This window comes from Marinovum sp. PR37 (assembly GCF_028807375.1).
Taxonomy (GTDB): domain Bacteria; phylum Pseudomonadota; class Alphaproteobacteria; order Rhodobacterales; family Rhodobacteraceae; genus Marinovum; species Marinovum algicola.
Map to the genome: position 1 here is coordinate 65045 of NZ_JARAML010000012.1, position 20707 is coordinate 85751.

Annotated in this window: 18 protein-coding genes and 1 riboswitch; of the genes, 13 read left to right on the top strand and 5 right to left on the bottom strand. The window is 64.4% G+C overall.

The annotated features are described in order from the left end of the window. The first annotated feature begins 8 nt into the window (after window positions 1-8). The gene (locus tag PVW49_RS11885) at window positions 9-1463 is read left to right on the top strand and encodes a putative bifunctional diguanylate cyclase/phosphodiesterase (RefSeq protein ID WP_274565968.1); all 1455 of its coding nucleotides are present in this window, start codon (window positions 9-11) and stop codon (window positions 1461-1463) included. A 9-nt stretch (window positions 1464-1472) separates the two neighbouring features. On the opposite strand, the gene PVW49_RS11890 is transcribed toward PVW49_RS11885, so the two are convergent. After that, the gene (locus PVW49_RS11890) at window positions 1473-3440 is read right to left on the bottom strand and encodes a protein meaA (RefSeq protein WP_274590613.1); all 1968 of its coding nucleotides are present in this window, start codon (window positions 3438-3440) and stop codon (window positions 1473-1475) included. 137 nt (window positions 3441-3577) lie between these two features. Here PVW49_RS11890 and PVW49_RS11895 point away from each other — a divergent pair, with 137 nt between their 5' ends. The 7 genes from PVW49_RS11895 (at window position 3578) to rimO (ending at window position 11219) form a co-directional block, all read left to right on the top strand. After that, window positions 3578-4918, top strand: a complete 1341-nt coding sequence (locus tag PVW49_RS11895) for a 1-acyl-sn-glycerol-3-phosphate acyltransferase (protein ID WP_074836362.1) — start codon at window positions 3578-3580, stop codon at window positions 4916-4918. Window positions 4919-5050: 132 nt separating this feature from the next. Beyond that, window positions 5051-6343, top strand: coding sequence for a crotonyl-CoA carboxylase/reductase (gene ccrA / locus PVW49_RS11900; RefSeq protein ID WP_074836364.1), 1293 nt, complete (start codon window positions 5051-5053; stop codon window positions 6341-6343). Window positions 6344-6554: 211 nt separating this feature from the next. Continuing rightward, on the top strand, window positions 6555-6770 hold the full coding sequence (locus tag PVW49_RS11905; RefSeq protein ID WP_048532656.1) for a hypothetical protein: 216 nt from the start codon (window positions 6555-6557) through the stop codon (window positions 6768-6770). Next, window positions 6733-7428 carry a helix-turn-helix transcriptional regulator gene (locus tag PVW49_RS11910; protein ID WP_048532655.1) on the top strand — a complete coding sequence of 232 codons (696 nt, stop codon included), beginning with the start codon at window positions 6733-6735 and terminating at the stop codon, window positions 7426-7428. The genes PVW49_RS11905 and PVW49_RS11910 overlap by 38 nt, the downstream gene beginning before the upstream one ends. An 84-nt stretch (window positions 7429-7512) precedes the next feature. Further along, on the top strand, window positions 7513-8145 hold the full coding sequence (locus tag PVW49_RS11915) for an acyl-homoserine-lactone synthase (RefSeq protein ID WP_274590614.1): 633 nt from the start codon (window positions 7513-7515) through the stop codon (window positions 8143-8145). Window positions 8146-8277: 132 nt separating this feature from the next. Then, on the top strand, window positions 8278-9804 hold the full coding sequence (locus PVW49_RS11920; RefSeq protein WP_074836368.1) for an ATP-dependent DNA helicase: 1527 nt from the start codon (window positions 8278-8280) through the stop codon (window positions 9802-9804). 41 nt (window positions 9805-9845) lie between these two features. Then, window positions 9846-11219, top strand: coding sequence for a 30S ribosomal protein S12 methylthiotransferase RimO (gene rimO / locus PVW49_RS11925; RefSeq protein WP_274590615.1), 1374 nt, complete (start codon window positions 9846-9848; stop codon window positions 11217-11219). On the opposite strand, the gene PVW49_RS11930 is transcribed toward rimO, so the two are convergent. Beyond that, the gene (locus tag PVW49_RS11930; RefSeq protein WP_048532651.1) at window positions 11216-11674 is read right to left on the bottom strand and encodes a hypothetical protein; all 459 of its coding nucleotides are present in this window, start codon (window positions 11672-11674) and stop codon (window positions 11216-11218) included. The genes rimO and PVW49_RS11930 overlap by 4 nt on opposite strands. Window positions 11675-11954: 280 nt before the next feature. Between PVW49_RS11930 and PVW49_RS11935 the strand changes: the two genes are divergently transcribed. Then, window positions 11955-12548 (top strand): thymidine kinase, encoded by a 594-nt coding sequence (locus PVW49_RS11935; protein ID WP_274590616.1) that lies wholly within the window; start codon window positions 11955-11957, stop codon window positions 12546-12548. On the opposite strand, the gene PVW49_RS11940 is transcribed toward PVW49_RS11935, so the two are convergent. Both PVW49_RS11940 and PVW49_RS11945 read right to left on the bottom strand, forming a co-directional pair. Next, on the bottom strand, window positions 12545-13735 hold the full coding sequence (locus tag PVW49_RS11940; protein ID WP_274590617.1) for a DUF2254 domain-containing protein: 1191 nt from the start codon (window positions 13733-13735) through the stop codon (window positions 12545-12547). The genes PVW49_RS11935 and PVW49_RS11940 overlap by 4 nt on opposite strands. Then, window positions 13732-14304: a gamma-glutamylcyclotransferase gene (locus tag PVW49_RS11945; protein WP_048532648.1), complete on the bottom strand. Its 573-nt coding sequence runs from the start codon at window positions 14302-14304 to the stop codon at window positions 13732-13734. Before PVW49_RS11945 ends, PVW49_RS11940 begins: the two co-directional genes overlap by 4 nt. Before the next feature lie 92 nt (window positions 14305-14396). On the opposite strand from PVW49_RS11945, the gene PVW49_RS11950 reads away from it, so the two are divergent. From PVW49_RS11950 to gcvP, 4 genes are all read left to right on the top strand, one after another. Beyond that, the gene (locus tag PVW49_RS11950; protein WP_074836376.1) at window positions 14397-14846 is read left to right on the top strand and encodes an RrF2 family transcriptional regulator; all 450 of its coding nucleotides are present in this window, start codon (window positions 14397-14399) and stop codon (window positions 14844-14846) included. Between the two features lie 44 nt (window positions 14847-14890). Beyond that, window positions 14891-14977: riboswitch (glycine riboswitch) on the top strand. Window positions 14978-15141: 164 nt separating this feature from the next. Further along, the gene (gene gcvT / locus PVW49_RS11955; protein ID WP_274565964.1) at window positions 15142-16278 is read left to right on the top strand and encodes a glycine cleavage system aminomethyltransferase GcvT; all 1137 of its coding nucleotides are present in this window, start codon (window positions 15142-15144) and stop codon (window positions 16276-16278) included. Window positions 16279-16296: 18 nt separating this feature from the next. Then, entirely contained in the window at window positions 16297-16659 is a 363-nt protein-coding gene (gene gcvH, locus PVW49_RS11960; protein WP_048532646.1) for a glycine cleavage system protein GcvH, read from the top strand. A gap of 91 nt (window positions 16660-16750) precedes the next feature. After that, on the top strand, window positions 16751-19600 hold the full coding sequence (gcvP, locus tag PVW49_RS11965; RefSeq protein ID WP_274590618.1) for an aminomethyl-transferring glycine dehydrogenase: 2850 nt from the start codon (window positions 16751-16753) through the stop codon (window positions 19598-19600). A 95-nt stretch (window positions 19601-19695) separates the two neighbouring features. Here the strand turns inward: gcvP and PVW49_RS11970 are convergent, their stop codons facing one another. After that, on the bottom strand, window positions 19696-20595 hold the full coding sequence (locus PVW49_RS11970) for an inositol monophosphatase family protein (RefSeq protein ID WP_274590619.1): 900 nt from the start codon (window positions 20593-20595) through the stop codon (window positions 19696-19698). Between the last annotated feature and the right edge of the window lie 112 nt (window positions 20596-20707).

Sequence of the window (20707 nt, forward strand, 5' to 3'; positions counted from 1 at the left end):
ATGACGTCATGTCGACCGTAGCATTGGTGTTCGGCCTTGGCGCCGGGGGACTGGCCCTCGCGGCTTTCTATCTTGCGCTCCGGCAATCGAAGCGGGCGGCGGAAGAGACGGCGGCGCTGCGCGAACGCAACAGCGCGCTGGTGGCGGAAAACGCCCGACTTCTCAACATGGTGGAATTCGACGATCTGACCGACGCCCGCTCGCGCCGCTATCTGCGAGAGCTCTTTGCCCGCTCCCGGCAGGATGGCACCAATGCGATGATCTTTGTCGATCTCGACGAATTCAAGAGCGTCAACGACGGTTTCGGCCACCGCGCCGGCGACGGATTTCTGCGCCGGATCGCCCAGGCACTGCGCGACGAATGCCGCGAGACCGAGACCCTGTTTCGCCATGGCGGCGATGAATTCTGCATCTACCTGCAAGGCATCGCGTTGCCCGAAGCGGTGCAGCGGGCCGGCACCTTCGTGCAGGTGGTGCGGGAGACATCGGTCGATGTCAGCGGCGTCAACGTGCGCCGCACCGCCAGCGCCGGGGTGGCGCAGGTCGATCCCGGGCAGGACATGATGGGCGCGCTCTATTATGCCGACGAGGCGCTATATGCCGCCAAGCAGGCCGGCGGAAATTGCGTGCGGGCGACCGAAGGCGAAACCCTGAAAACGATGATCGCCCGCCGCACCGGGCCGCGCGCCGAGGATCTGGCCGAGGCCATCCGGCGCGAGGAGATCACTTATTACGTTCAGCCGATCTATGACACGCGGGCCGGTCGCGCGGTGGGGGTCGAGGCGCTGATCCGCTGGGTGCGCAGCGATGGCGACGTGCTCTTGCCGGCCAAATTCATCGACATGATGACCCGCAGCCAGCACCGCGAGCTGTCGCCGCCTGACAGCGTCTCGGTCGACGTGGCCCAGAGCTTCTGCCCGGCCAATGACCGGCTTTATTGCGCCTTCAATATCTCGTCGCGCTTTCTCGAACGTTCGGTCGAGGACAACATGCACTTTGCCCGGAGCCTGACCCGCGGGCTCGACCCGTCGCAGGTGGTGCTCGAGCTGGTCGAGAGTGCCGCGATCCGCAATCCCGAGCGTGCGCGCGACATGCTGCAACAGCTGCGCGCCCATGGCATCCGCATTGCGCTTGACGACTTCGGCACCGGCTTTTCCAATCTGGAGCGGCTTCAGGAATACGAGGTCGATATCGTCAAGATCGACCGCCGGTTCGTGCACGGTCTTGGTACGGGGCAGGGCGATCGCGGCATTCTGCGGGCCCTGCATGCGCTGTCGCTCGACATGGGCTTTTCGGTGATTGCCGAAGGGGTCGAGACCGAGCAGGAACTGCGCGCCCTTCAGGAAATTGGGATCTATGATGCCCAGGGTTATCTTCTGGGCCGCCCCGAAACCGTGAGCTATTGGCAAAGCCGCATTGGCCAGCCGCTGTCGCCTGGCCTCTGCCTGCGCAAAACCGCCTGACGTCGGCGGCTATTCCGCCGCCACCGACTGTGGATCGGCTAGGGTGACGATATCGGCCATGATGGTGTTGAGCTCGAAATCCTTGGGCGTATAGACCCGCGCCACGCCCATGGTCAGCAGCCTGCGGGCGTCCTCGTCGGGGATGATGCCGCCGACGATCACCGGCACATTCCCGAGGCCGGCGGCGCGCATCCTGTCCATCAGGTCCTCGACCAGCGGGATGTGACTGCCCGAGAGGATCGAGAGTCCGACCACATGCGCCCTGTCGGTTTCGGCGGCGGCGACGATTTCCTCGGGCGTCAGGCGGATGCCTTCGTAAGAGATGTCCATGCCGCAATCGCGGGCGCGATAGGCGATCTGTTCGGCGCCATTGGAATGCCCGTCAAGCCCCGGCTTGCCCACCAGGAACTTGAGCCGGCGGCCCAGCCGGTCGCTGACCGCACCCACCGCGCTGCGCAGATCGTCGAGGTTTTCGGTGCGGTTGGATTGTGACGGCGAGACGCCGGTGGGGCCGCGATATTCGCCATAGGCCCGCCGCATCTCGGCCGCCCATTCGCCGGTGGTGACCCCGGCTTTGGCCGCTGCGATCGATGGCGGAACAATGTTGCCGCCGTCCCGCGCGGTGGCGCGCAGATCGGCCAGCGCGGCCGCGACCGCCGCGGCATCGCGGGTGTTGCGCCAGTCGGCAAGGCGGTCGATCTGCTCCTGTTCCACCGCCGGATCGACCACCATGATCCCGCCATCGGCGGTCATCAGGGGCGAGGGTTCGGTCTGGGTCCATTTGTTGACGCCGACCACCGTGGTCTCGTTGCTTTCGATCCGGCCGAAACGTTCGGCATTGGCATCGACCAGCCGCGACTTCATGTATTCGATCGAGCTGACCGCGCCGCCCATGCTGTCGAGATTGGCCAGCTCGTGGCGGGCGCCGTCCTTCAGTTTCTCGACCTTGGCATCGACCGCCGGGTTGCCGTCAAACAGATCGTCGAATTCCAGCAGGTCGGTCTCGTAGGCCAGGATCTGCTGCATTCGCATCGACCATTGCTGATCCCAGGGGCGGGGCAGGCCCAGCGCCTCGTTCCAGGCGGGCAATTGCACCGCCCGGGCGCGGGCCTTTTTCGAAAGCGTCACCGCCAGCATCTCGATCAGGATGCGGTAGACGTTGTTTTCCGGCTGTTGCTCCGTCAGGCCGAGGCTGTTGACCTGCACGCCATAGCGAAAGCGGCGCATCTTGGGATCGGTAATGCCATAACGGGTGGCGCAGATCTCGTCCCAAAGGTCGACAAAGGCGCGCATCTTGCACATCTCGGTGACAAAGCGGATGCCGGCGTTGACGAAGAAGGAGATGCGGCCGACGACGGTGGGGAAATCCTCTTCCGGGATGCGCGGCTTCAGCTCGTCGAGCACCGCCGTTGCCGTGGCAAGCGCAAAGGCCAGCTCCTGCTCGGGCGTCGCGCCGGCCTCTTGCAGATGATAGGAACAGACGTTCATCGGGTTCCACTTGGGGATGTTGGTGTAGCAGTATTCGGCCACATCCGCGATCATCTTGAGGCTGGGTTTCGGCGGGCAGATATAGGTGCCGCGCGACAGGTATTCCTTGATCAGGTCGTTCTGCACCGTGCCTTGCAGTTTCGCCGTGTCCGCGCCCTGTTCCTCGGCCACCGCGATATAAAGTGCCAGCAGCCAGGGGGCGGTGGCGTTGATCGTCATCGAGGTGTTCATCTCTTCCAACGGGATCTGATCGAAGAGCGTGCGCATGTCGCCCAGATGACAGATCGGCACGCCGACCTTGCCCACTTCACCGCGCGCCAGCACGTGATCGCTGTCGTATCCGGTCTGGGTCGGCAAGTCGAAGGCCACGGAGAGGCCGGTCTGCCCCTTGGCGAGGTTGCCGCGATAGAGCGCGTTCGAGGCCTTGGCGGTGGAGTGGCCCGCATAGGTACGGATGAGCCAGGGACGGTCTGTCTTGGTTTCGGTCATATCGGCCTCTCGATTCGGGTGCGCAACTTTGTTTCGTTCTGGCTGTGATAAGCGAAAGAATATGGCGCTGTCAATTCGCTGCGTTGCGGCGTGCGACTTATGTTTACGCAAATGCAGCAAAATGCAAATGTCGCGCCATGTCAGGCACTGTCCAAATCCCGATATGGCTGTTTTTGCTGATCCTTGCCTTCGCAACGATCACCTTCGCCTCGCATTTTCTCTTTCCTTCGGTGCGCTGGTTTCTGCGCCGCAGGATGGAACGGGTCGTCACCCGCATCAACGAGCGGCTGGAACGGCCGATCCATCCGTTCAAGCTGGCGCGGCGGACCGACATGATCCAGCGGCTGGTCTATGACCCCCAGGTGACCGAGGCGATCGTCGACTATGCCCGTGAACAGGGGGTGCGAGAAGACGTGGCCTTCGAGAAGGCGCGCGACTATGCCCGCGAAATCGTGCCGTCGTTTTCGGCCACCGCCTATTTCGGATTTGCCATCCGGGCCGCGCGCTGGTTGTCGCGCTCGCTCTACGAAGTGCGGCTGAACCGCGCCGACAGGGGGGCGCTGGCCGAGATCGATCCACAGGCGACAGTGGTCTACGTGATCAATCACCGCTCCAACATGGATTACGTGCTGGTCACCTACCTGGCGGCGGAAAGTTCGGCTCTGGCCTATGCGGTGGGCGAATGGGCGCGGGTCTGGCCGCTCTCGGGGCTGATCCGGTCGATGGGGGCCTATTTCATCCGGCGCAAGTCGCGCGACGATCTCTATCGCCGGGTGCTGGCGCGTTACGTGGCGATGGCGACGGCGGGCGGCATCAATCAGGCAATGTTCCCCGAGGGCGGGCTGAGCCTAGATGGCGCGCTGGCGCCGCCCCGGGTGGGGCTGTTGAAATACATCGTCGATGGCTGGGATGCCGAGGGGCGCGACGTGGTCTTTGTGCCGGTGGCGCTAAATTATGACCGGGTGCTCGAGGACCGGGTGCTGATCGCCGCCGGCCAGTCCGGTGAGCGGCGCTTTCGCGGCAAGCTGGGCGAGGCCCTGGCCTTTCTCGGCCGGCATGTCTGGCTGCGCATCACCGGCCGTTTTCGCCGGTTCGGCTGCGCCGCAGTGAGCTTTGGCCCGCCGCTGGGCCTGCGCGATTTCGTGCGCGAGCGGGGCCGCAGGCCGGAAGCGCTGGCGGCGCTTCTGATGGGCCGGATCGCGGAAGCAATGCCGGTGCTGCCGGTGCCTCTGGTGGCGCAGGTGCTGCGTGACGGCAGGGCGCGCAGCATGGCCGAAATCACCGCCGCCGCCGAAGGCATCGCGCCAAGGGACACGGGCGATCTGGTGCAGGCCGGGATCGCCGGCATGCTTACCCGCAAGCTCATCCGCGAAACGCCCGAGGGCTATCAGATGCTGCCCGAACAGGCCGATGCGGTGCATTTCTACGCCAATTCCATCGCCCATCTGGAACTGTCGGGTTCTGCGGCTGCACAGTAAATTTCTGCATCGGCTCGGTTATAAAATTACAAAACTGCGACATTGTGTGTTGCAATGTTGCGCAGCCGTGCGTATTTCATACAAACAGCCCGCGATTCTGCGTTGCGGCACGATTTGACCAAGGAGGCCCCTATGGCACTGGACACGCACGGCGGCATTGCCGCCTATGAGGCGCCTGAAAAGGACCTGTATGAACTGGGCGAAATGCCCCCGCTGGGCTTTGTGCCCAAGCAGATGTACGCTTGGGCGATCCGCAAGGAACGCCACGGCGAGCCGGACACGGCGATGCAGCTCGAAGTCGTCGACGTGCCGCAGCTAGACAGCAACGAAGTGCTGGTTCTCGTGATGGCGGCGGGCGTGAACTATAATGGCGTCTGGGCCTCGCTCGGCCAGCCGATCAGCCCGTTCGACGGCCACAAGGCACCGTATCACATCGCCGGCTCGGATGCCTCGGGCATCGTCTGGGCAGTGGGTGACAAGGTCAAGCGCTGGAAGGTCGGCGACGAGGTGGTGATCCACTGCAACCAGGACGACGGTGACGACGAGGAATGCAACGGCGGCGACCCGATGTATTCCTCCAGCCAGCGGATCTGGGGCTACGAGACGCCGGATGGCTCCTTTGCCCAGTTCACCAACGTGCAGGCGCAGCAGCTGATGCCGCGGCCCAAGCATCTGACCTGGGAAGAGGCGGCCTGTTACACGCTGACGCTGGCCACTGCCTACCGGATGCTCTTCGGCCACGAGCCGCATGACCTCAAGCCGGGCCAGAACGTGCTGGTCTGGGGCGCCTCGGGCGGCCTCGGCTCTTATGCGATCCAGCTGATCAATACCGCCGGCGCCAATGCCATCGGCGTGATCTCGGACGAGAGCAAGCGCGATTTCGTCATGAGCCTCGGCGCCAAGGGCGTGCTCAACCGCAAGGATTTCAATTGCTGGGGCCAGCTGCCCACGGTGAACACGCCGGAATATGCCGAGTGGTTCAAGGAAGCGCGCAAGTTCGGCAAGGCGATCTGGGACATCACCGGCAAGGGCGTGAACGTCGACATGGTCTTTGAACACCCCGGCGAGGCGACCTTTCCGGTCTCGACCTTCGTGGTGAAAAAGGGCGGCATGGTGGTGATCTGCGCCGGCACGACAGGTTTCAACCTGACCTTTGACGTGCGTTACATGTGGATGCACCAGAAACGGCTTCAGGGTTCGCATTTTGCCCATCTGAAACAGGCGGCGGCAGCCAACAAGCTGATGCTCGAGCGGCGGCTCGATCCCTGCATGTCGGAAGTCTTCGAATGGAACGACCTGCCGGCGGCGCATATGAAGATGCGGCGCAACGAGCACAAGCCGGGCAATATGTCGGTGCTGGTGCAGGCGCCCCGGACCGGGTTGCGCACCTTCGAGGACGCGCTGGAGGCCGGCCCGAAGGGCTGAGGCCCGCCGAAACCCCAGGCTGCGGCCCGCGCTGCCCCCAGAGGGCGCTGCGGGCCGCAATGCGTTCGGAGGCCCGCATGTCTTGTTTCAAGTGCTTCGCATTTTCCGCCTCGCTGTTTTGGGGGAGTTGAAATGCGTGAATTTTCTGGAAAGTCGCGTCGTGGTAGAGTTGCTTTAATCCTTCGTTAACCAATCGAAATGAGAGTTAACAATGCAACACGACTGGATACTCGACGTACTGGCCGACCTCAAAACCTTCGCCCTGTCCAACGGGCTGCCGGCCCTGGCCGAACAGCTCGACGATGCGCGCATCGTTGCGATGGCCGAGCAGGCGTCGTGCACGGAGGGGACGGGCATTGGGGTTCGAGGCGGCACAGCCGAAACTGGACATGGTGCTCAGGCGATTGGAGCAATCCGACGCGCTTGAGGCGTTACAGGATTTCATCACCGAGCTGCGCGACGCATTCGGCGTCAATCATCTGGTTTATCACTGGGTCAACGGCAACGGCGACCAATACGGCTGCGGCACCTATGATCCGGCCTGGGTCCAACGTTACCTCGATCAGGGCTATCTGCGGATCGATCCGGTGGTGCTGGGCTGTTTTCAGCGGTTCCACCCGGTAGACTGGAAACAGCTCGACTGGTCATCCAAGGCCGCGCGGGCCTTCCAGAAGGAAGCGATTGCTTACGGCGTCGGAAACCAAGGATATTCGATCCCGATCCGGGGGCCCAACGGGCAGTTCGCGCTGTTTACCGTAAGCCACAGCTGCGACGACGAGGCCTGGGCGGAATTCTGCGTCTCCTCGCGGCGCGATCTCATTCTGGTGGCACATTTCTTCAATCAGAAGGCGCTCGAGTTCGAACCCGGGCGCCTGCCGGAACAGGGACATGCGCTGAGCCCGCGAGAGGTGGATGCGATGACCCTGCTGGCGGTGGGCTACAGCCGGGCGCAGGCGGCCAAAGCGCTGGAGATTTCCGAACACACGCTGCGGGTCTATATCGAATCCGCGCGCTTCAAGCTCGGGGCGCTGAACACCACCCATGCGGTGGCCCGCGCGCTCAGTCGGGGGTTGATCGTTGTCTGAGGGTTAATCCGGGCAACGCTCTGGTCCGGCAGGTTTAACGGCGGAGATCGCAGCCTTCTCTCGAGACACGAGAGGAGAGGCGCGATGATCCGTTACCTTTATGCCGACCAGCTGGCCCGCGAGCCTGACTTGCAGCACGAGATGTTCCGCGACCGGGCCGATCAATTCGGCCGGAGGCTGGGCTGGAATGTGACGGTGGATAGCCAGGGAGAGGAGCGCGATGCCTATGATGGCGAGCATCCGCTTTACGTGCTCTGGCAGTCGGCCGATGGTGGCCATGGCGGCTCGATGCGGTTTTTGCCAACCACCGGTCGAACCATGGTGAACGATCATTTTTCCCATCTGACCGGCGGCGGGCGGATCGAGAGTCCGCTGATCTGGGAATGCACCCGCTTCTGCCTGTCGCAAGGTGCGGGCGGGCAAGTGGCGGCCGCGCTGATGCTGGCAGGCGGCGAGATCATGCGTAACTTTGGCCTGCGCCATTTTGTCGGGGTGTTCGATGCGCGCATGGTGCGGATCTATCGCCGGATCGGCGCCTCGCCCGAGGTGCTGGGCAGCGCCGGCACCGGTCGGAAGCGGGTCAGCGTCGGGCTCTGGGAATTCTCGGAAGCCGCGCGGGCGCAGGTGGCGACGAGCGCGGGACTTTCGCCGGCGCAATCGGCGCATTGGTTCGACCGGGCCTTTGGCGGCCCGCCACCTCTGGCGGTCAGCGCCTGAGGCGGGCAGCGTTTGGGGAACGCTGTTCCCCGACGCGCGGTCGCCCTTCACGGTAGCTGTGAGCGGAAGAAGCAGGGGAGCGGCGGCTCTATCGCTCTGGTGCTTGTTTGGCGGGGCTTGTAGGGTCCGCGCATGACCTTGCCCGCGCTGAGATTTTCCGAAGACCAGGCCGAAGCCTTTGACCGCGTCAGCGCCGCGCTGCGCGGGGTGGGTGTGGATCTGGACGCGGGCCATGTGGCGCCGCCGCGCGAGGGGCGATCCGGCGTGCTGGCGGTGATCGGCAAGGCCGGCTCGGGCAAGACCTTGCTGCTGGCCGAGCTTTACAAGGCGCTGAAAGAGGCCGGCGTCGATATCGTTTCGGGCGACTGGGAGGGCAAGCGCAAGAAGGACCGGCGCACGCTGGCAATTCTGGCGCCGACCAACAAGGCGGCCAGCGTGCTCAGGATGCGCGGCGTGCCGGCGACGACGATCCACCGCATCCTTTATACCCCGGTCTATGACCCCGAGTACGAGCGCATTGCCGAATGGCTGGCCGGGCAGGGCGAGCGACCCGAGATCGAGGGGCTGACCGAGGCGGCACTGGACCGAGCCCATACCTTCTATCAGTCGAACAATTCGATCCCCGGGGCGCTGGCGGCGGCCGGGCTGCGCGGCTCGGATTTCATCACCGGCTGGAAGCGGCGGGACGAGCCGCTCGACATCGGTTTCGTTGACGAGGCCTCGATGCTGGACGACCGGCAATACGAGGATCTGCGCGAGATTTTTCCTACGCTCTGCATGTTCGGCGATCCGGCGCAGCTGGCGCCGGTCAACCAGTCCGGCACGATGGTATTCGACAAGCTGGCCGAACCGGAAGTTCTGTCGCTGCGCCGCATTCACCGTCAGGAGGCGGACAATCCGATTCTCGATCTGGCGCATGCGCTGGCTGATCCGCAGCTCGAATTCCACGATTTTGAGCGGATGGTGGAGGATAAGGCGCGAGCCGACGAGCGGGTGGTCTGGGGCCAGCGGGTCGAGGTGGATCTGATGGCGCGCTCGCCGGTGCTGGTCTGGCGCAATGCCACGCGGATCCGACTGATCAACGCCTTTCGCAAAGTGCATGACGCGCCGGAGGACCGGCTGCTCGAGGGCGAGCCGTTGATCTGCGACGGTATCGAGCTGCCCTTGAAACACCGCAAGAAGCGGCTCGACCTCGAGGCGCGCGGGCTGATCAAGGGCGCACAGGTGATTTTTCTGGGCGAGGGCAAGCGGCCCGGATTTTCGCGCCTGCACGTAATGGGGGCCGAGGATCCGCGGGTCTCGGCCGCCTCGATCGTCAAGATCGAGATGCTCGACGAGGAAGAGCCCTTTATCCCCTTTGCCGCGCGGATGGGCGCCACCTTTCTGCACGGAGCAGCGGTGACGATCCACAAGGCGCAAGGCTCGCAATGGGATTCGGTGCAGGTCTTTGCCCCCGATCTTTTTGTCGCCGCGCGGATGGGCCGGGTCGAGGCCGGCCAGCCCCTGTGGAAACGTCTGGCCTATGTGGCGATCACCCGGGCGCAGGAGCGGCTGATCTGGGTGGTGCGCAACCGCTTGTCAAAGCCCACTTATCCGCTCAGGATCGATGATCTGCCGGTGCCGCAGCAGGCGCTGACCCTGGAGATGCAGGGCGAGTAGCGCCTCTTCCCACGGCCGCCGCGCTCGGCTATAGCGCGCGGATGACATCCAATCCGCCCAACCTCCGCCCCGATCTTGCCCATATGACCCTGCCGGAGGCGCAGGCCCGCCGGGGCGGGCCGACCATCGGCATGGTCTCGCTCGGCTGCCCCAAGGCGCTGGTTGACAGCGAGCGCATCCTGACGCGGCTGCGCGCCGAGGGGTATGGCATCTCGCCGGATTACGCCGGCGCAGATGCTGTGATCGTCAACACCTGCGGCTTTCTCGACAGCGCCAAGGCCGAGAGCCTGGAGGCGATCGGCGAGGCCTTGCAGGAGAACGGCAAGGTGATCGTCACCGGCTGTCTCGGGGCCGAGCCCGAGTATATCACCGGGGTGCATCCCAAGGTTCTGGCCGTCACCGGACCGCATCAATACGAACAGGTGCTGGATGCGGTGCATGGGGCGGTGCCGCCCGATCCGGATCCGTTTGTCGATCTGCTGCCGGCCTCGGGGGTGACGCTGACGCCGCGGCATTACAGCTATCTGAAGATTTCCGAGGGCTGCAATCACAAGTGCAAGTTCTGCATCATTCCCGACATGCGCGGGCGGTTGCGGTCGCGGCCGGCGCGCGCGGTGCTGCGCGAGGCCGAGAAGCTGGTCGAGAGCGGCGTCAAGGAGCTGCTGGTAATCTCTCAGGACACCTCGGCCTTTGGCACCGACTGGAAGGACCGCGAGGTCAAGGCGCCGATCCTGCCGTTGGCGCGGGATCTCGGCAGCCTGGGCGCCTGGGTGCGGCTGCATTACGTCTATCCTTACCCGCATGTGCGCGAGCTGATCCCGTTGATGGCCGATCCGGCCAACGGCCTGCTGCCGTACCTCGACATTCCGTTTCAGCATGGCCATCCGGAGGTGTTGAAGCGCATGGCGCGGCCCGCCGCCTCGGCCCGGACGCTGGACGAGATCGCCGCCTGGCGGGCCGATTGTCCCGAGATCACCCTGCGGTCGACCTTCATCGTGGGCTACCCCGGCGAGACCGAGGCCGAGTTCGACTATCTGCTCGACTGGCTGGACGAGGCGCAGCTCGACCGGGTCGGCTGTTTCCAATACGAGAATGTTGCCGGTGCGCGGTCGAACGATCTGCCGGATCATGTGGCGCCCGAGGTCAAGCAGGAACGCTGGGACCGGTTCATGGCGAAGGCGCAGGAAATCTCCGAGGCCCGGCTCGCCGCCAAGGTGGGCAAGACCCTGCCGGTGATCGTCGATGACCTCGACGAAGACGGCATTGCCACCTGCCGCACCATGGCGGACGCACCGGAAATCGACGGCAACCTGTTCATCGACGAAGGGGCCGAGGCGTTGAAGCCGGGCGATATCGTCACCGTCGAGGTCGACGAGGCCGGCGAATACGATCTCTGGGGACGGCTGACCGCCTAGAGCGAGCCATCCTCGAGGTGCAGCTTCATGTCGATCAGCACCTGTTGCAGGGCGATGGTCTCCTTGAGCATGCGCTTGGCCTCGTTGACGGTGATGATGCCGTCTTCGATCGACTGGGAATATTCGGTCATCAGCATGGCAAAGCGCTGGCTCAGCGCCACCACGTCGGCATTCACGCCGCCGCTGCGTTCGGCGTTGTCGCGGCGGTTGTCAAACGACAGGGTGATGCCGCGCAGCTCTGACAAGGCGGCGGTGACATGCGGATAGGAGGCGGCCGCCTCGAGCGCGGCCACGGCGTCGACCGGCATGAAGCGGTCGGAATGTTCCTCGTGCTCGGAATAATAACGGCCCAGCGTCGCCTTCGACTTGCCGGTCACCTCGCAGGCGGGCTCTATCCCCACGTCCTTTACAAGCGCTTCGGTGTGCTTCTTGAGATAACTTCCGACACTGTCCATGCCCACTCCTGGCTTTGCCGCCTTCGCCCCAGAAGTCGGGGAAATCCCCGACTTTTTTCCCATTACGAGGTTTAGCAGCTTTTGCCATCGATGAAACACCCCAATCGGCTTTGACGCATAACCGCAGGCGCAGCCCCGGCGATGTGAAAAGCGCAACAGCTCTGCCGGTTCGGGCGGCGGAACCGGCAGCCCGATGACGTGGCGCCCCGCTTGTCTGCGCGGTGGCTTCTGCGGGGCCGGCACTTGCCTCCGTCCCCGCGGCGCGGCATAGCATCGCGCCATGGCCAAGCTCTATTTTAACTATTCCACGATGAACGCGGGGAAATCGACCCTGCTGCTTCAGGCGGCGCACAACTATCGCGAACGCGGCATGGAAGTCTATCTGATGACCGCGCAGCTTGACAGTCGCGCCGGCCCGGCACGCATCGGCTCGCGCATCGGAATTGGCTGCGACGCGGTGACCTATGCGCCGGGTGAGGACCTGCTGGCGCATGTCGAGGCGCGTCTGGCCGAGGGGCCGCTGGCCTGTATCTTCCTCGACGAGGCACAGTTTCTCGAACCGGCACAGGTCTGGCAGCTGGCGCATGTGGTGGATGACCTCAAGGTGCCAGTGATGTGTTACGGCTTGCGGGTGGATTTCCAGGGCCAGCTCTTTCCCGGCTCGGCCACGCTTTTGGCGCTGGCCGACGAGATGCGCGAGGTGCGCACCATCTGCCATTGCGGCAAGAAGGCCACCATGGTGGTGCGGCAGAACGAACAGGGCGAGGTGCTGACCGAGGGGGCCCAGGTTCAGATCGGCGGCAACGAGACCTATGTGAGCCTCTGCCGCAAGCATTGGCGCGCCGCCACCGGCGCGGGGCAGGCGCGCGGCTAGCGGCTGCCGAGTTGATCCCGGATGTCGGCGGCGGCCTTGGCCATGGCGGAATTCGGATGCGCCGAGATCCGGCTGAGCAGCTCGTATATCCGCTGGGTGACGTCGGGGTTGTCAGCGCCATCGCGCGAGATCGGCAGAACGGCGCAATCGAGCAGGGTACGGGCCCGCACCACCGGCAGCGAGACCCGGGCAAAGGTCGGCGTGTAATCCGTTTCGGATTGCGGCTCGTTCGGGACTTCCTCCCAGAGCAGCCGCTCGATCCGGCCGAGCACCTCGATCGCGGTGCCGGGATCGTTGATCCCGGGCGAAAGCGCGCGCTGACCGGTTTCGGCGAGGATGGTGAGCCCCAGCGTCGGATCCTGCTCGAAAGTGCGCACGTCGCCGATGTCGAAGGCGCGGGCGGCGCGTGAGCGCAGGTCCGCGTCGCTGCGCGACAGCGTGCCGATGACAGAGCCGCGCAGAACGAATTCACCCGGCACGCTGGTGACAAAGACCTGGGAGTCGGTGTCCTCGGCCAGTTCGTTGAGCCGCGCGACATCGATAAAGCGGACATAGCCGCTCTTGCGCGAACAGATGCTGCCGGCGGTGTCCGGCACGACGTCGTCGTCGAGCATGCGGCGCGCGCCGAGCGAGGGGCGGCGGGCGCGGGCATGCATCGACTCGCGGGCGCGTTTCTCGATGATTTGCAGCGTATGATCCATACTGCCGAGATGTGACAGGTGGTCGATCCAGCGCAGGATCGCCAGCACGATCAGCGTGACGACCACCATGGTGAAGGCAAAGACCACCACGGCGGCATCTTCGGAATAGACCTTGGCGTGAAACAGGATCACCGCGCTCAGGCTGTAGACGAAGCCGCCGACAAAAGTGGCCAGCACCGATTGGGTGATGGTGTCGTCGAGCAGCAGGCGATAGGCGCGCGGCGTCGCCATCGACGAGGCGGCGCGATAGGCCGAGACCATGACGTTGAGCGAAAAGGTCGTCACCGCCAGCATGCCACTGGCCAGGATCGTCAGCACCGGTAGCACCGCCTCGCGGCCAAGCTGGAGCCGGATGTTTTCCGGGATGAAGGGCGTCAACAGCGGCGCGATTGCCAGCGCCAGAAGCGAGAAGACCGAGATCAGCACCACCCGAACCCAGAGCGTTCGCCAGATGTGCTGGGCCAGGTACAGCAGTTTCGAGATCATGCGAGGCTCATCAGGATACGGGCCCCGGCATCGGTGAGCACATCGCGGACCATCGTGCGCTCTTCGGCGGCCAATACCTGATGGCGCGGATAGCGCGGCATGGCGCGGTCATCGAGGATCGGCGCCTCCCAGCCGTCGGTGGTAGCGACAAAGCCGGTGACACCCTCAACCCCGAAGCGATGCAGATAGCCTTGAAGCACGCATTCCAGATAGGACATCAGAATCGGGCTGGCGTCGCTTGGCGGGCGATGACGGTCGGACGGTATGGCATATATCGCGATATCGAGCGGATGCGGCGCGTCATGGTCGATCTGCGGGCTGGCGGCGATCCGGTCATAGGCGTGTTCGCGTTCGTCGAGTGCGAGCCAGTCGGCGCCCGGCACGGCGGCGATCACCCCGTCGATGGTGCAATCGTTATCCGGCACGGCGGTGAGAAACGACACCGGTCTGAGATCGGTGTGTCGCCACGCGCGGCGCCATCCGCGGGCCCGGGCGAGGCGGATCTGTCGAAAGTCGTGAGTCGCGGTATTGACCAGCGACCCGTATCCGAAAAAAAATGGATCGTTCATGCCATAAAGGTGCCCGCGCAGTGACGGATGTCAAATTCTCCTTTCGAGTTTTGTGGCAGGGTCGCGCCATATTGTTATCGGGGATTAAATCTATGCGTGTTACGAAGCGTACTTATATCGCTATACGTGTATTGATGTATTGCGCCTCCAATTCCGACCGATTGGTGACAAAATCCGAAATAGCAAAGCAGTGCAATTCCTCTGAAAACCATGTGGCCCAAGTGGTCAATCAATTGGGACAGCTCGGTTTTATTGAAACGCACCGTGGCCGGAATGGCGGGCTGGAACTGGCGCGCGCGCCCGCCGACATCCGTATTGGCGAAGTGTTTCGCGCGGTCGAGGCACCGGTGCCGATGTCCGACAGTTTTTCCGCGGCCGACACCAGTTTCCCTTTGGTTGCCGCCCGTCAATTGCGAATTGCGCTGGACGATGCCTATACCGCGTTTTTCGAACAGCTTGACGGGGTCATGCTGGACATGCTGGTCGGCGACAGCAGGCCATTGATGGACATGATTGCGCCGACATCGCCATCGCGCGCTTGAAATTTTTACCATTGTCAATTGCTTGGCCCTTCGCATAAAGTCCCCGCGACTCGACGGGAGAACCGGCCATGCCGGTGCCGAAGGAGCAACCGCCCCGGAAACTCTCAGGCCCCGAGGACCGTCGATGTCGCAAAAATCTGGAGAGATCCCGGCCATGTCCGGGGCGCCGAAGGGATAACGATCTCAGGCAGAAGGACAGATGGGGCATCGCCGGGCTGACCTGTTGGGTCGGTTCATGGGGATGCCGGGATGTATCCGAGCAAGGACACTCCGGCCCGCAACGGGAGATGGATGAGTGTCTGACGAGGATGGGGCGCTGAAGCGCACGCCGCTATATGATCTGCATGTGAGCCTCGGCGCCAAGATGGTGCCGTTTGCCGGCTATGAGATGCCGGTGCAATATCCGCTGGGCGTGCTGAAAGAGCATCAGCACACCCGCGCCCGCGCCGGGCTGTTCGACGTGAGCCACATGGGGCAGGTGGTGCTGCGTTCCAAGACGCCCGAGATGGCCCGCGCCGCGCTGGAACGGCTGGTGCCGGTGGATGTGCTGGGGCTGGCCGAGGGCCGGCAGCGCTATGGGTTTTTCACCAATGATTACGGCGGGATCGAAGACGACCTGATGATCGCCAACCGTGGCGACCACCTGTTTGTCGTGGTGAATGCCGCCTGCAAGGCAGCCGATATCGCGCGGATGCGCGCGGCGCTCGAGCCCGAGGTGACGGTCAAGGAGATCACCAGCCGCGCGCTGCTGGCCTTGCAGGGGCCGGCGGCCGAGGCGGTGCTGGCCGAACATCATCCGGGCGTGCGCGAGATGAAGTTCATGGATGTCGAAACGCTGCCGATCGCCGGCGCGGAATGCTGGATCTCGCGGTCGGGCTATACCGGCGAGGACGGCTTCGAGATCTCGGTGCCCGAGGCGGCGGCGGTCGATCTGGCCCGCGCCCTGCTGGCGCATGACGAGGTGGAGGCGATCGGGCTTGGCGCCCGCGACAGCCTGCGGCTCGAGGCCGGGCTGTGCCTCTATGGCCATGACATCGACGCCGACACCACGCCGGTCTCGGCCGGGCTGGTCTGGGCGATGCAGAAGGTGCGCCGCCCCGGTGGCGACCGCGAAGGCGGCTTTCCCGGTGCCGCCGAGATATTCGGCGATCTGGCCGAAAGCACCGCGCAGCGCCGGGTCGGTCTGCGGCCCGAGGGCCGCGCGCCGATGCGCGAGGGTGTGGAGATATTTGCCGCGGAAAGCGGTGGCGAGGCGGTCGGTCGGGTGACATCGGGCGGCTTTGGCCCGACGGTGGGCGGGCCGGTGGCGATGGGCTATGTCTCGACAGCGCTCGCCGCCGAGGGCACGCTGCTTTATGGCGAGGTGCGCGGCAAGCGGCTGCCGGTCAAGGTGGCGAAGCTGCCCTTCGTGGCGCAAGGTTTCAAGAGATAGGTCCAACAGGAGACGACCATGAAATACACCGAAGAACATGAATGGCTCGAGGCCGATGACGAAGGCGTGGTAACCGTGGGCATCACCGCCCATGCCGCCGAACAGCTGGGCGACGTGGTCTTTGTCGAACTGCCCGAGGTCGGCACATCGGTCAACAAGGACGACGAGATCGTGGTGATCGAGAGCGTCAAGGCGGCCAGCGACATCCTCGCCCCGATCGACGGCGAGATCGTCGAGGTCAACGAGGCCATCGTCAGCGAGCCGGGCAAGGTGAACGACGATCCCGAGGGCGACGCCTGGTTCTTCAAGATCAAGGCCGAAGAGCTTGGCCAGATGGACGATTACATGGATGAAGCGGCCTACAAGTCCTTTATCGGATAGGCTTTTCCGCCCGAGTGGCTGCGGTTGTTGCGGGCAAGGGCCGCAGCCCTCGGCGGGCAATTTCTTGGCAAGATGAAGCAGGGGGCTTCGCATGACTTTCACACCGACCGATTATCTGCCTTATGATTTCGCCAACCGGCGGCATATCGGGCCTTCGCCGTCCGAAATGGCCGATATGTGCGAGGTGCTGGGGGTGGCGGACCTGGACGCGCTGATCGACGAGACGGTGCCGAAGGCGATCCGTCAGGAAACGCCGCTGAATTTCGGCAAGCCCAAGTCGGAACGCGAGCTGCTGCGCTACATGCGCGAGGTTGCGGCCAAGAACCGGGTGCTGACCTCGATGATCGGCCAAGGCTACCACGGCACGGTGACGCCGCCGGCGATCCAGCGCAACATCCTGGAAAACCCGGCCTGGTACACCGCCTATACGCCCTACCAGCCGGAAATCAGCCAGGGTCGGCTCGAAGCGCTGCTGAATTTCCAGACCATGGTGAGCGATCTCACCGGGCTGGAGGTGGCCAATGCCTCGCTGCTCGATGAATCCACCGCCTGCGCCGAGGCGATGACCATGGCGCAGCGGGTGGCGAAATCCAAGGCCAAGGGGTTCTTTGTCGACCGCGACTGCCATCCGCAGAACATCGCCGTGATGAAGACCCGTGCCGAGCCGCTGGGCATCGAGGTGATTGTCGGCAACCCCGAGAAGCTCGACCCCGAGGCGGTCTTCGGCGCGATCTTCCAATATCCGGGCACCTATGGCCATGTGCGCGATTTCACGGAACAGTTGGAGGCGCTGCACGCCGCCAATGCGGTGGGTATCGTCGCCGCCGATCCGCTGGCGCTGACGGTCCTGAAAGAGCCGGGCGCGATGGGCGCCGATATCGCCGTCGGCTCGACCCAGCGCTTTGGCGTGCCGATGGGCTATGGCGGGCCGCATGCCGCCTATATGGCCTGTCGCGACGCCTATAAACGCGCCATGCCGGGGCGGATTGTCGGCGTCTCGGTGGACAGCCATGGCAACCGCGCCTATCGGCTCTCGCTGCAAACCCGCGAGCAGCATATCCGCCGCGAGAAGGCCACCTCGAATGTCTGTACCGCGCAGGCGCTGCTGGCGGTCATGGCCGGCATGTATGCGGTGTTTCACGGGCCCGAGGGGCTCAAGGCGATTGCCCAGCGCATTCACCGCAAGACCGTTCGGCTGGCGCGCGGGCTCGAGGAGGCCGGCTTCAAGGTGGATCCGCAGGCCTATTTCGACACCATCACCGTCGATGTGCGCACGCTGCAATCGGCGGTGCTGAAATCGGCCCGCGACGAGGGCGTGAACCTGCGCCGCGTCGGCGAATACCGGGTCGGCATCACGCTCGACGAATGCACCCGGCCGTCGAACATCGAAGCGGTCTGGCGCGCCTTCGGCATTACCCGCAAGGACGACGACTACACCCCGGTCTACAAGATGCCCGAGGACATGCTTCGGAGTTCGGATTATCTCACCCACCCGATCTTTCACATGAACCGGGCCGAGACCGAGATGATGCGCTACATGCGGCGGCTGGCCGACCGTGACCTGGCGCTGGACCGGGCAATGATCCCGCTGGGGTCCTGCACGATGAAGCTCAATTCGGCGGCCGAGATGATGCCGGTGAGCTGGCGCGAGTTTTCCTCGCTGCATCCCTTTGCGCCGGCCAATCAGGCGCTGGGCTATACGCATCTGGTGAGTGACCTGAGCCAAAAGCTCTGTGCCATTACCGGTTACGACGATTTCTCGATGCAGCCCAATTCCGGCGCGCAGGGCGAATATGCCGGGCTGTTGACGATTGCGGCCTTCCACCGCGCCAATGGCGAGGGCCACCGCAATGTCTGCCTGATCCCGATGTCGGCGCATGGCACCAACCCGGCCAGCGCGCAGATGGTCGGCTGGAAGGTGGTGCCGGTGAAATCGGCCAGAAACGGCGATATCGATCTCGAGGATTTCCGCGCCAAGGCAGAGAAACATGCCGAAGCGCTGGCCGGTTGCATGATCACCTATCCCTCGACCCACGGGGTATTCGAGGAAACCGTGCAGGACGTCTGCAAGATCACCCATGAGCACGGCGGTCAGGTCTATATCGATGGCGCCAACCTCAACGCCATGGTGGGGCTGTCACGGCCCGGCGATCTGGGCGGCGATGTCAGCCACCTGAACCTGCACAAGACCTTCTGCATCCCGCATGGCGGCGGCGGCCCCGGCATGGGGCCGATCGGCGTCAAGGCGCATCTGGTGCCGCATCTGCCGGGACACCCGGAGGTGGGCGGCGAAGAGGGGCCGGTGAGCGCCGCGCCTTATGGCTCGCCCTCGATCCTGCCGATCTCCTGGGCGTACATCCTGATGATGGGCGGCGAGGGGCTGACCCAGGCGACGCGGGTGGCGATCCTGAACGCCAATTACATCGCCAAGCGGCTGGAAGGGGCCTATGACATCCTCTATCGCGGGCGCGGCGACCGGGTGGCGCATGAATGCATCATCGACACCCGGCCCTTTGCCGAGAGCGCGGATGTCACGGTCGACGACATCGCCAAACGGCTGGCAGATTGCGGCTTTCACGCGCCGACCATGTCCTGGCCGGTGGCCGGGACATTGATGGTGGAACCGACCGAGAGCGAGACCAAGGCCGAGCTGGACCGGTTCTGCGATGCGATGCTGGCGATCCGCGAAGAGATCCGCGAGATCGAGGAGGGCCGGATGGACCGCGCCAACAACCCGCTGAAGAACGCGCCGCATACGATGGAAGACCTGGTGCGCGAGTGGGACCGCCCCTACAGCCGCGAGCAAGGGTGTTTTCCGCCCGGCGCCTTCCGGGTGGACAAGTACTGGCCGCCGGTGAACCGCGTCGACAACGTCTTTGGCGACCGCAACCTAGTGTGTACCTGCCCGCCGATGGAGGAATATGCCGAAGCGGCGGAGTAGCGGCCGGCTCGGCCACGGCCCGGAACAAGGCCGCAGGCCGCCGTCGGCCCGGCTTGTCTGAGGGCGCGGTGGGGGAAACCCCACCGCGTCTGATCCTATCCCTCGTCAGAAAGTGTTTCGCTCTCGGGCTTCGGCCCGAGCAGGAAACCAAGCTCGTCGGCCACGGTTTTCCAGGTGGCCTCGGAGCCGGCGCAGAGCAAATAACCCTCTTTCTCGGCGGCGGAATACTCTCGGCCGTCAAGGAAACCGACATGCCCGCCGGCTTTCTGGCAGAGCAGCACGCCGGCGGCATGGTCCCAGGGCGTCATCTTGCACGACAGCACGAAATCGCAATGGCCCTCGGCCAGCAGTCGGTATTCATGCGCCGAACAGCGCAGCGCGTCGGGCCGTCCGATCTTGGGATAAAGCGCCGCGACCAGCGGCTGAACCTCGGCCGGCATCAGCTTCATGTGGATGTAGCCGACCATCTCCGACAGCGGCTTTGCGTCGGCGGTGGAGAGCGTGCGGCGGCGGCCGCGCGGGCCGGTCCAGGTGGTGAGGCTGTCCTCGTCGGCCACCACCACGTCATCGTTGAGCGGGTCGTAGATCATGCCATAGACCGGTTTGCCAAACCGTGTCGCCGCCACCATCGTGCCGAAGAGCGACAGCCCATGGGCGAAATTCCAGGTGCCATCGACCGGGTCGATCAGGAAGCCCAGTTCGGCATCGCCCAAGGCGTCGAGGATCCTGGGATCGCGCGACGCCGCCTCTTCCCCGACGATCACCGCCGAGGGAAAGGCCATTTGCAGCCCGCGGGTGATCATCGCCTCGGCCGCTTCGTCGGCGGCGGTGACGAGATCGAGCTTGGATGTCTTTTCGGTCACCTCCGACGGATCGAGCGCCCGAAACCGCGGCAGGATCTCGGCCTTGGCGGCGCGGCGGACGAGGTTCAGAAGCGAGGTTTTCTGCGCGCGCGTCAGCGGCGCGTGCACGGCCATGGGCAGGTTGTCCGACATGGGAACTCCGAGTCATTGGGGTTGCGCAGGGTGTGCCAGCCCACGGGAGGGGGATCAAGTGCAGGATTGGCGCAGCTCGGCCTGTACGGGCGCGGGCCAGGGGCGGTGGAGC

What these genes read in the sequence shown, in the direction of transcription:
- PVW49_RS11885 (WP_274565968.1), top strand. Translation starts at nt 9, where the DNA reads ATGTCGACCGTAGCATTGGTGTTCGGCCTTGGCGCCGGGGGACTGGCC.
- PVW49_RS11890 (WP_274590613.1), bottom strand. Translation starts at nt 3,440, where the DNA reads ATGACCGAAACCAAGACAGACCGTCCCTGGCTCATCCGTACCTATGCG.
- PVW49_RS11895 (WP_074836362.1), top strand. Translation starts at nt 3,578, where the DNA reads ATGTCAGGCACTGTCCAAATCCCGATATGGCTGTTTTTGCTGATCCTT.
- ccrA (WP_074836364.1), top strand. Translation starts at nt 5,051, where the DNA reads ATGGCACTGGACACGCACGGCGGCATTGCCGCCTATGAGGCGCCTGAA.
- PVW49_RS11905 (WP_048532656.1), top strand. Translation starts at nt 6,555, where the DNA reads ATGCAACACGACTGGATACTCGACGTACTGGCCGACCTCAAAACCTTC.
- PVW49_RS11910 (WP_048532655.1), top strand. Translation starts at nt 6,733, where the DNA reads ATGGTGCTCAGGCGATTGGAGCAATCCGACGCGCTTGAGGCGTTACAG.
- PVW49_RS11915 (WP_274590614.1), top strand. Translation starts at nt 7,513, where the DNA reads ATGATCCGTTACCTTTATGCCGACCAGCTGGCCCGCGAGCCTGACTTG.
- PVW49_RS11920 (WP_074836368.1), top strand. Translation starts at nt 8,278, where the DNA reads ATGACCTTGCCCGCGCTGAGATTTTCCGAAGACCAGGCCGAAGCCTTT.
- rimO (WP_274590615.1), top strand. Translation starts at nt 9,846, where the DNA reads ATGACATCCAATCCGCCCAACCTCCGCCCCGATCTTGCCCATATGACC.
- PVW49_RS11930 (WP_048532651.1), bottom strand. Translation starts at nt 11,674, where the DNA reads ATGGACAGTGTCGGAAGTTATCTCAAGAAGCACACCGAAGCGCTTGTA.
- PVW49_RS11935 (WP_274590616.1), top strand. Translation starts at nt 11,955, where the DNA reads ATGGCCAAGCTCTATTTTAACTATTCCACGATGAACGCGGGGAAATCG.
- PVW49_RS11940 (WP_274590617.1), bottom strand. Translation starts at nt 13,735, where the DNA reads ATGATCTCGAAACTGCTGTACCTGGCCCAGCACATCTGGCGAACGCTC.
- PVW49_RS11945 (WP_048532648.1), bottom strand. Translation starts at nt 14,304, where the DNA reads ATGAACGATCCATTTTTTTTCGGATACGGGTCGCTGGTCAATACCGCG.
- PVW49_RS11950 (WP_074836376.1), top strand. Translation starts at nt 14,397, where the DNA reads ATGCGTGTTACGAAGCGTACTTATATCGCTATACGTGTATTGATGTAT.
- gcvH (WP_048532646.1), top strand. Translation starts at nt 16,297, where the DNA reads ATGAAATACACCGAAGAACATGAATGGCTCGAGGCCGATGACGAAGGC.
- gcvP (WP_274590618.1), top strand. Translation starts at nt 16,751, where the DNA reads ATGACTTTCACACCGACCGATTATCTGCCTTATGATTTCGCCAACCGG.
- PVW49_RS11970 (WP_274590619.1), bottom strand. Translation starts at nt 20,595, where the DNA reads ATGTCGGACAACCTGCCCATGGCCGTGCACGCGCCGCTGACGCGCGCG.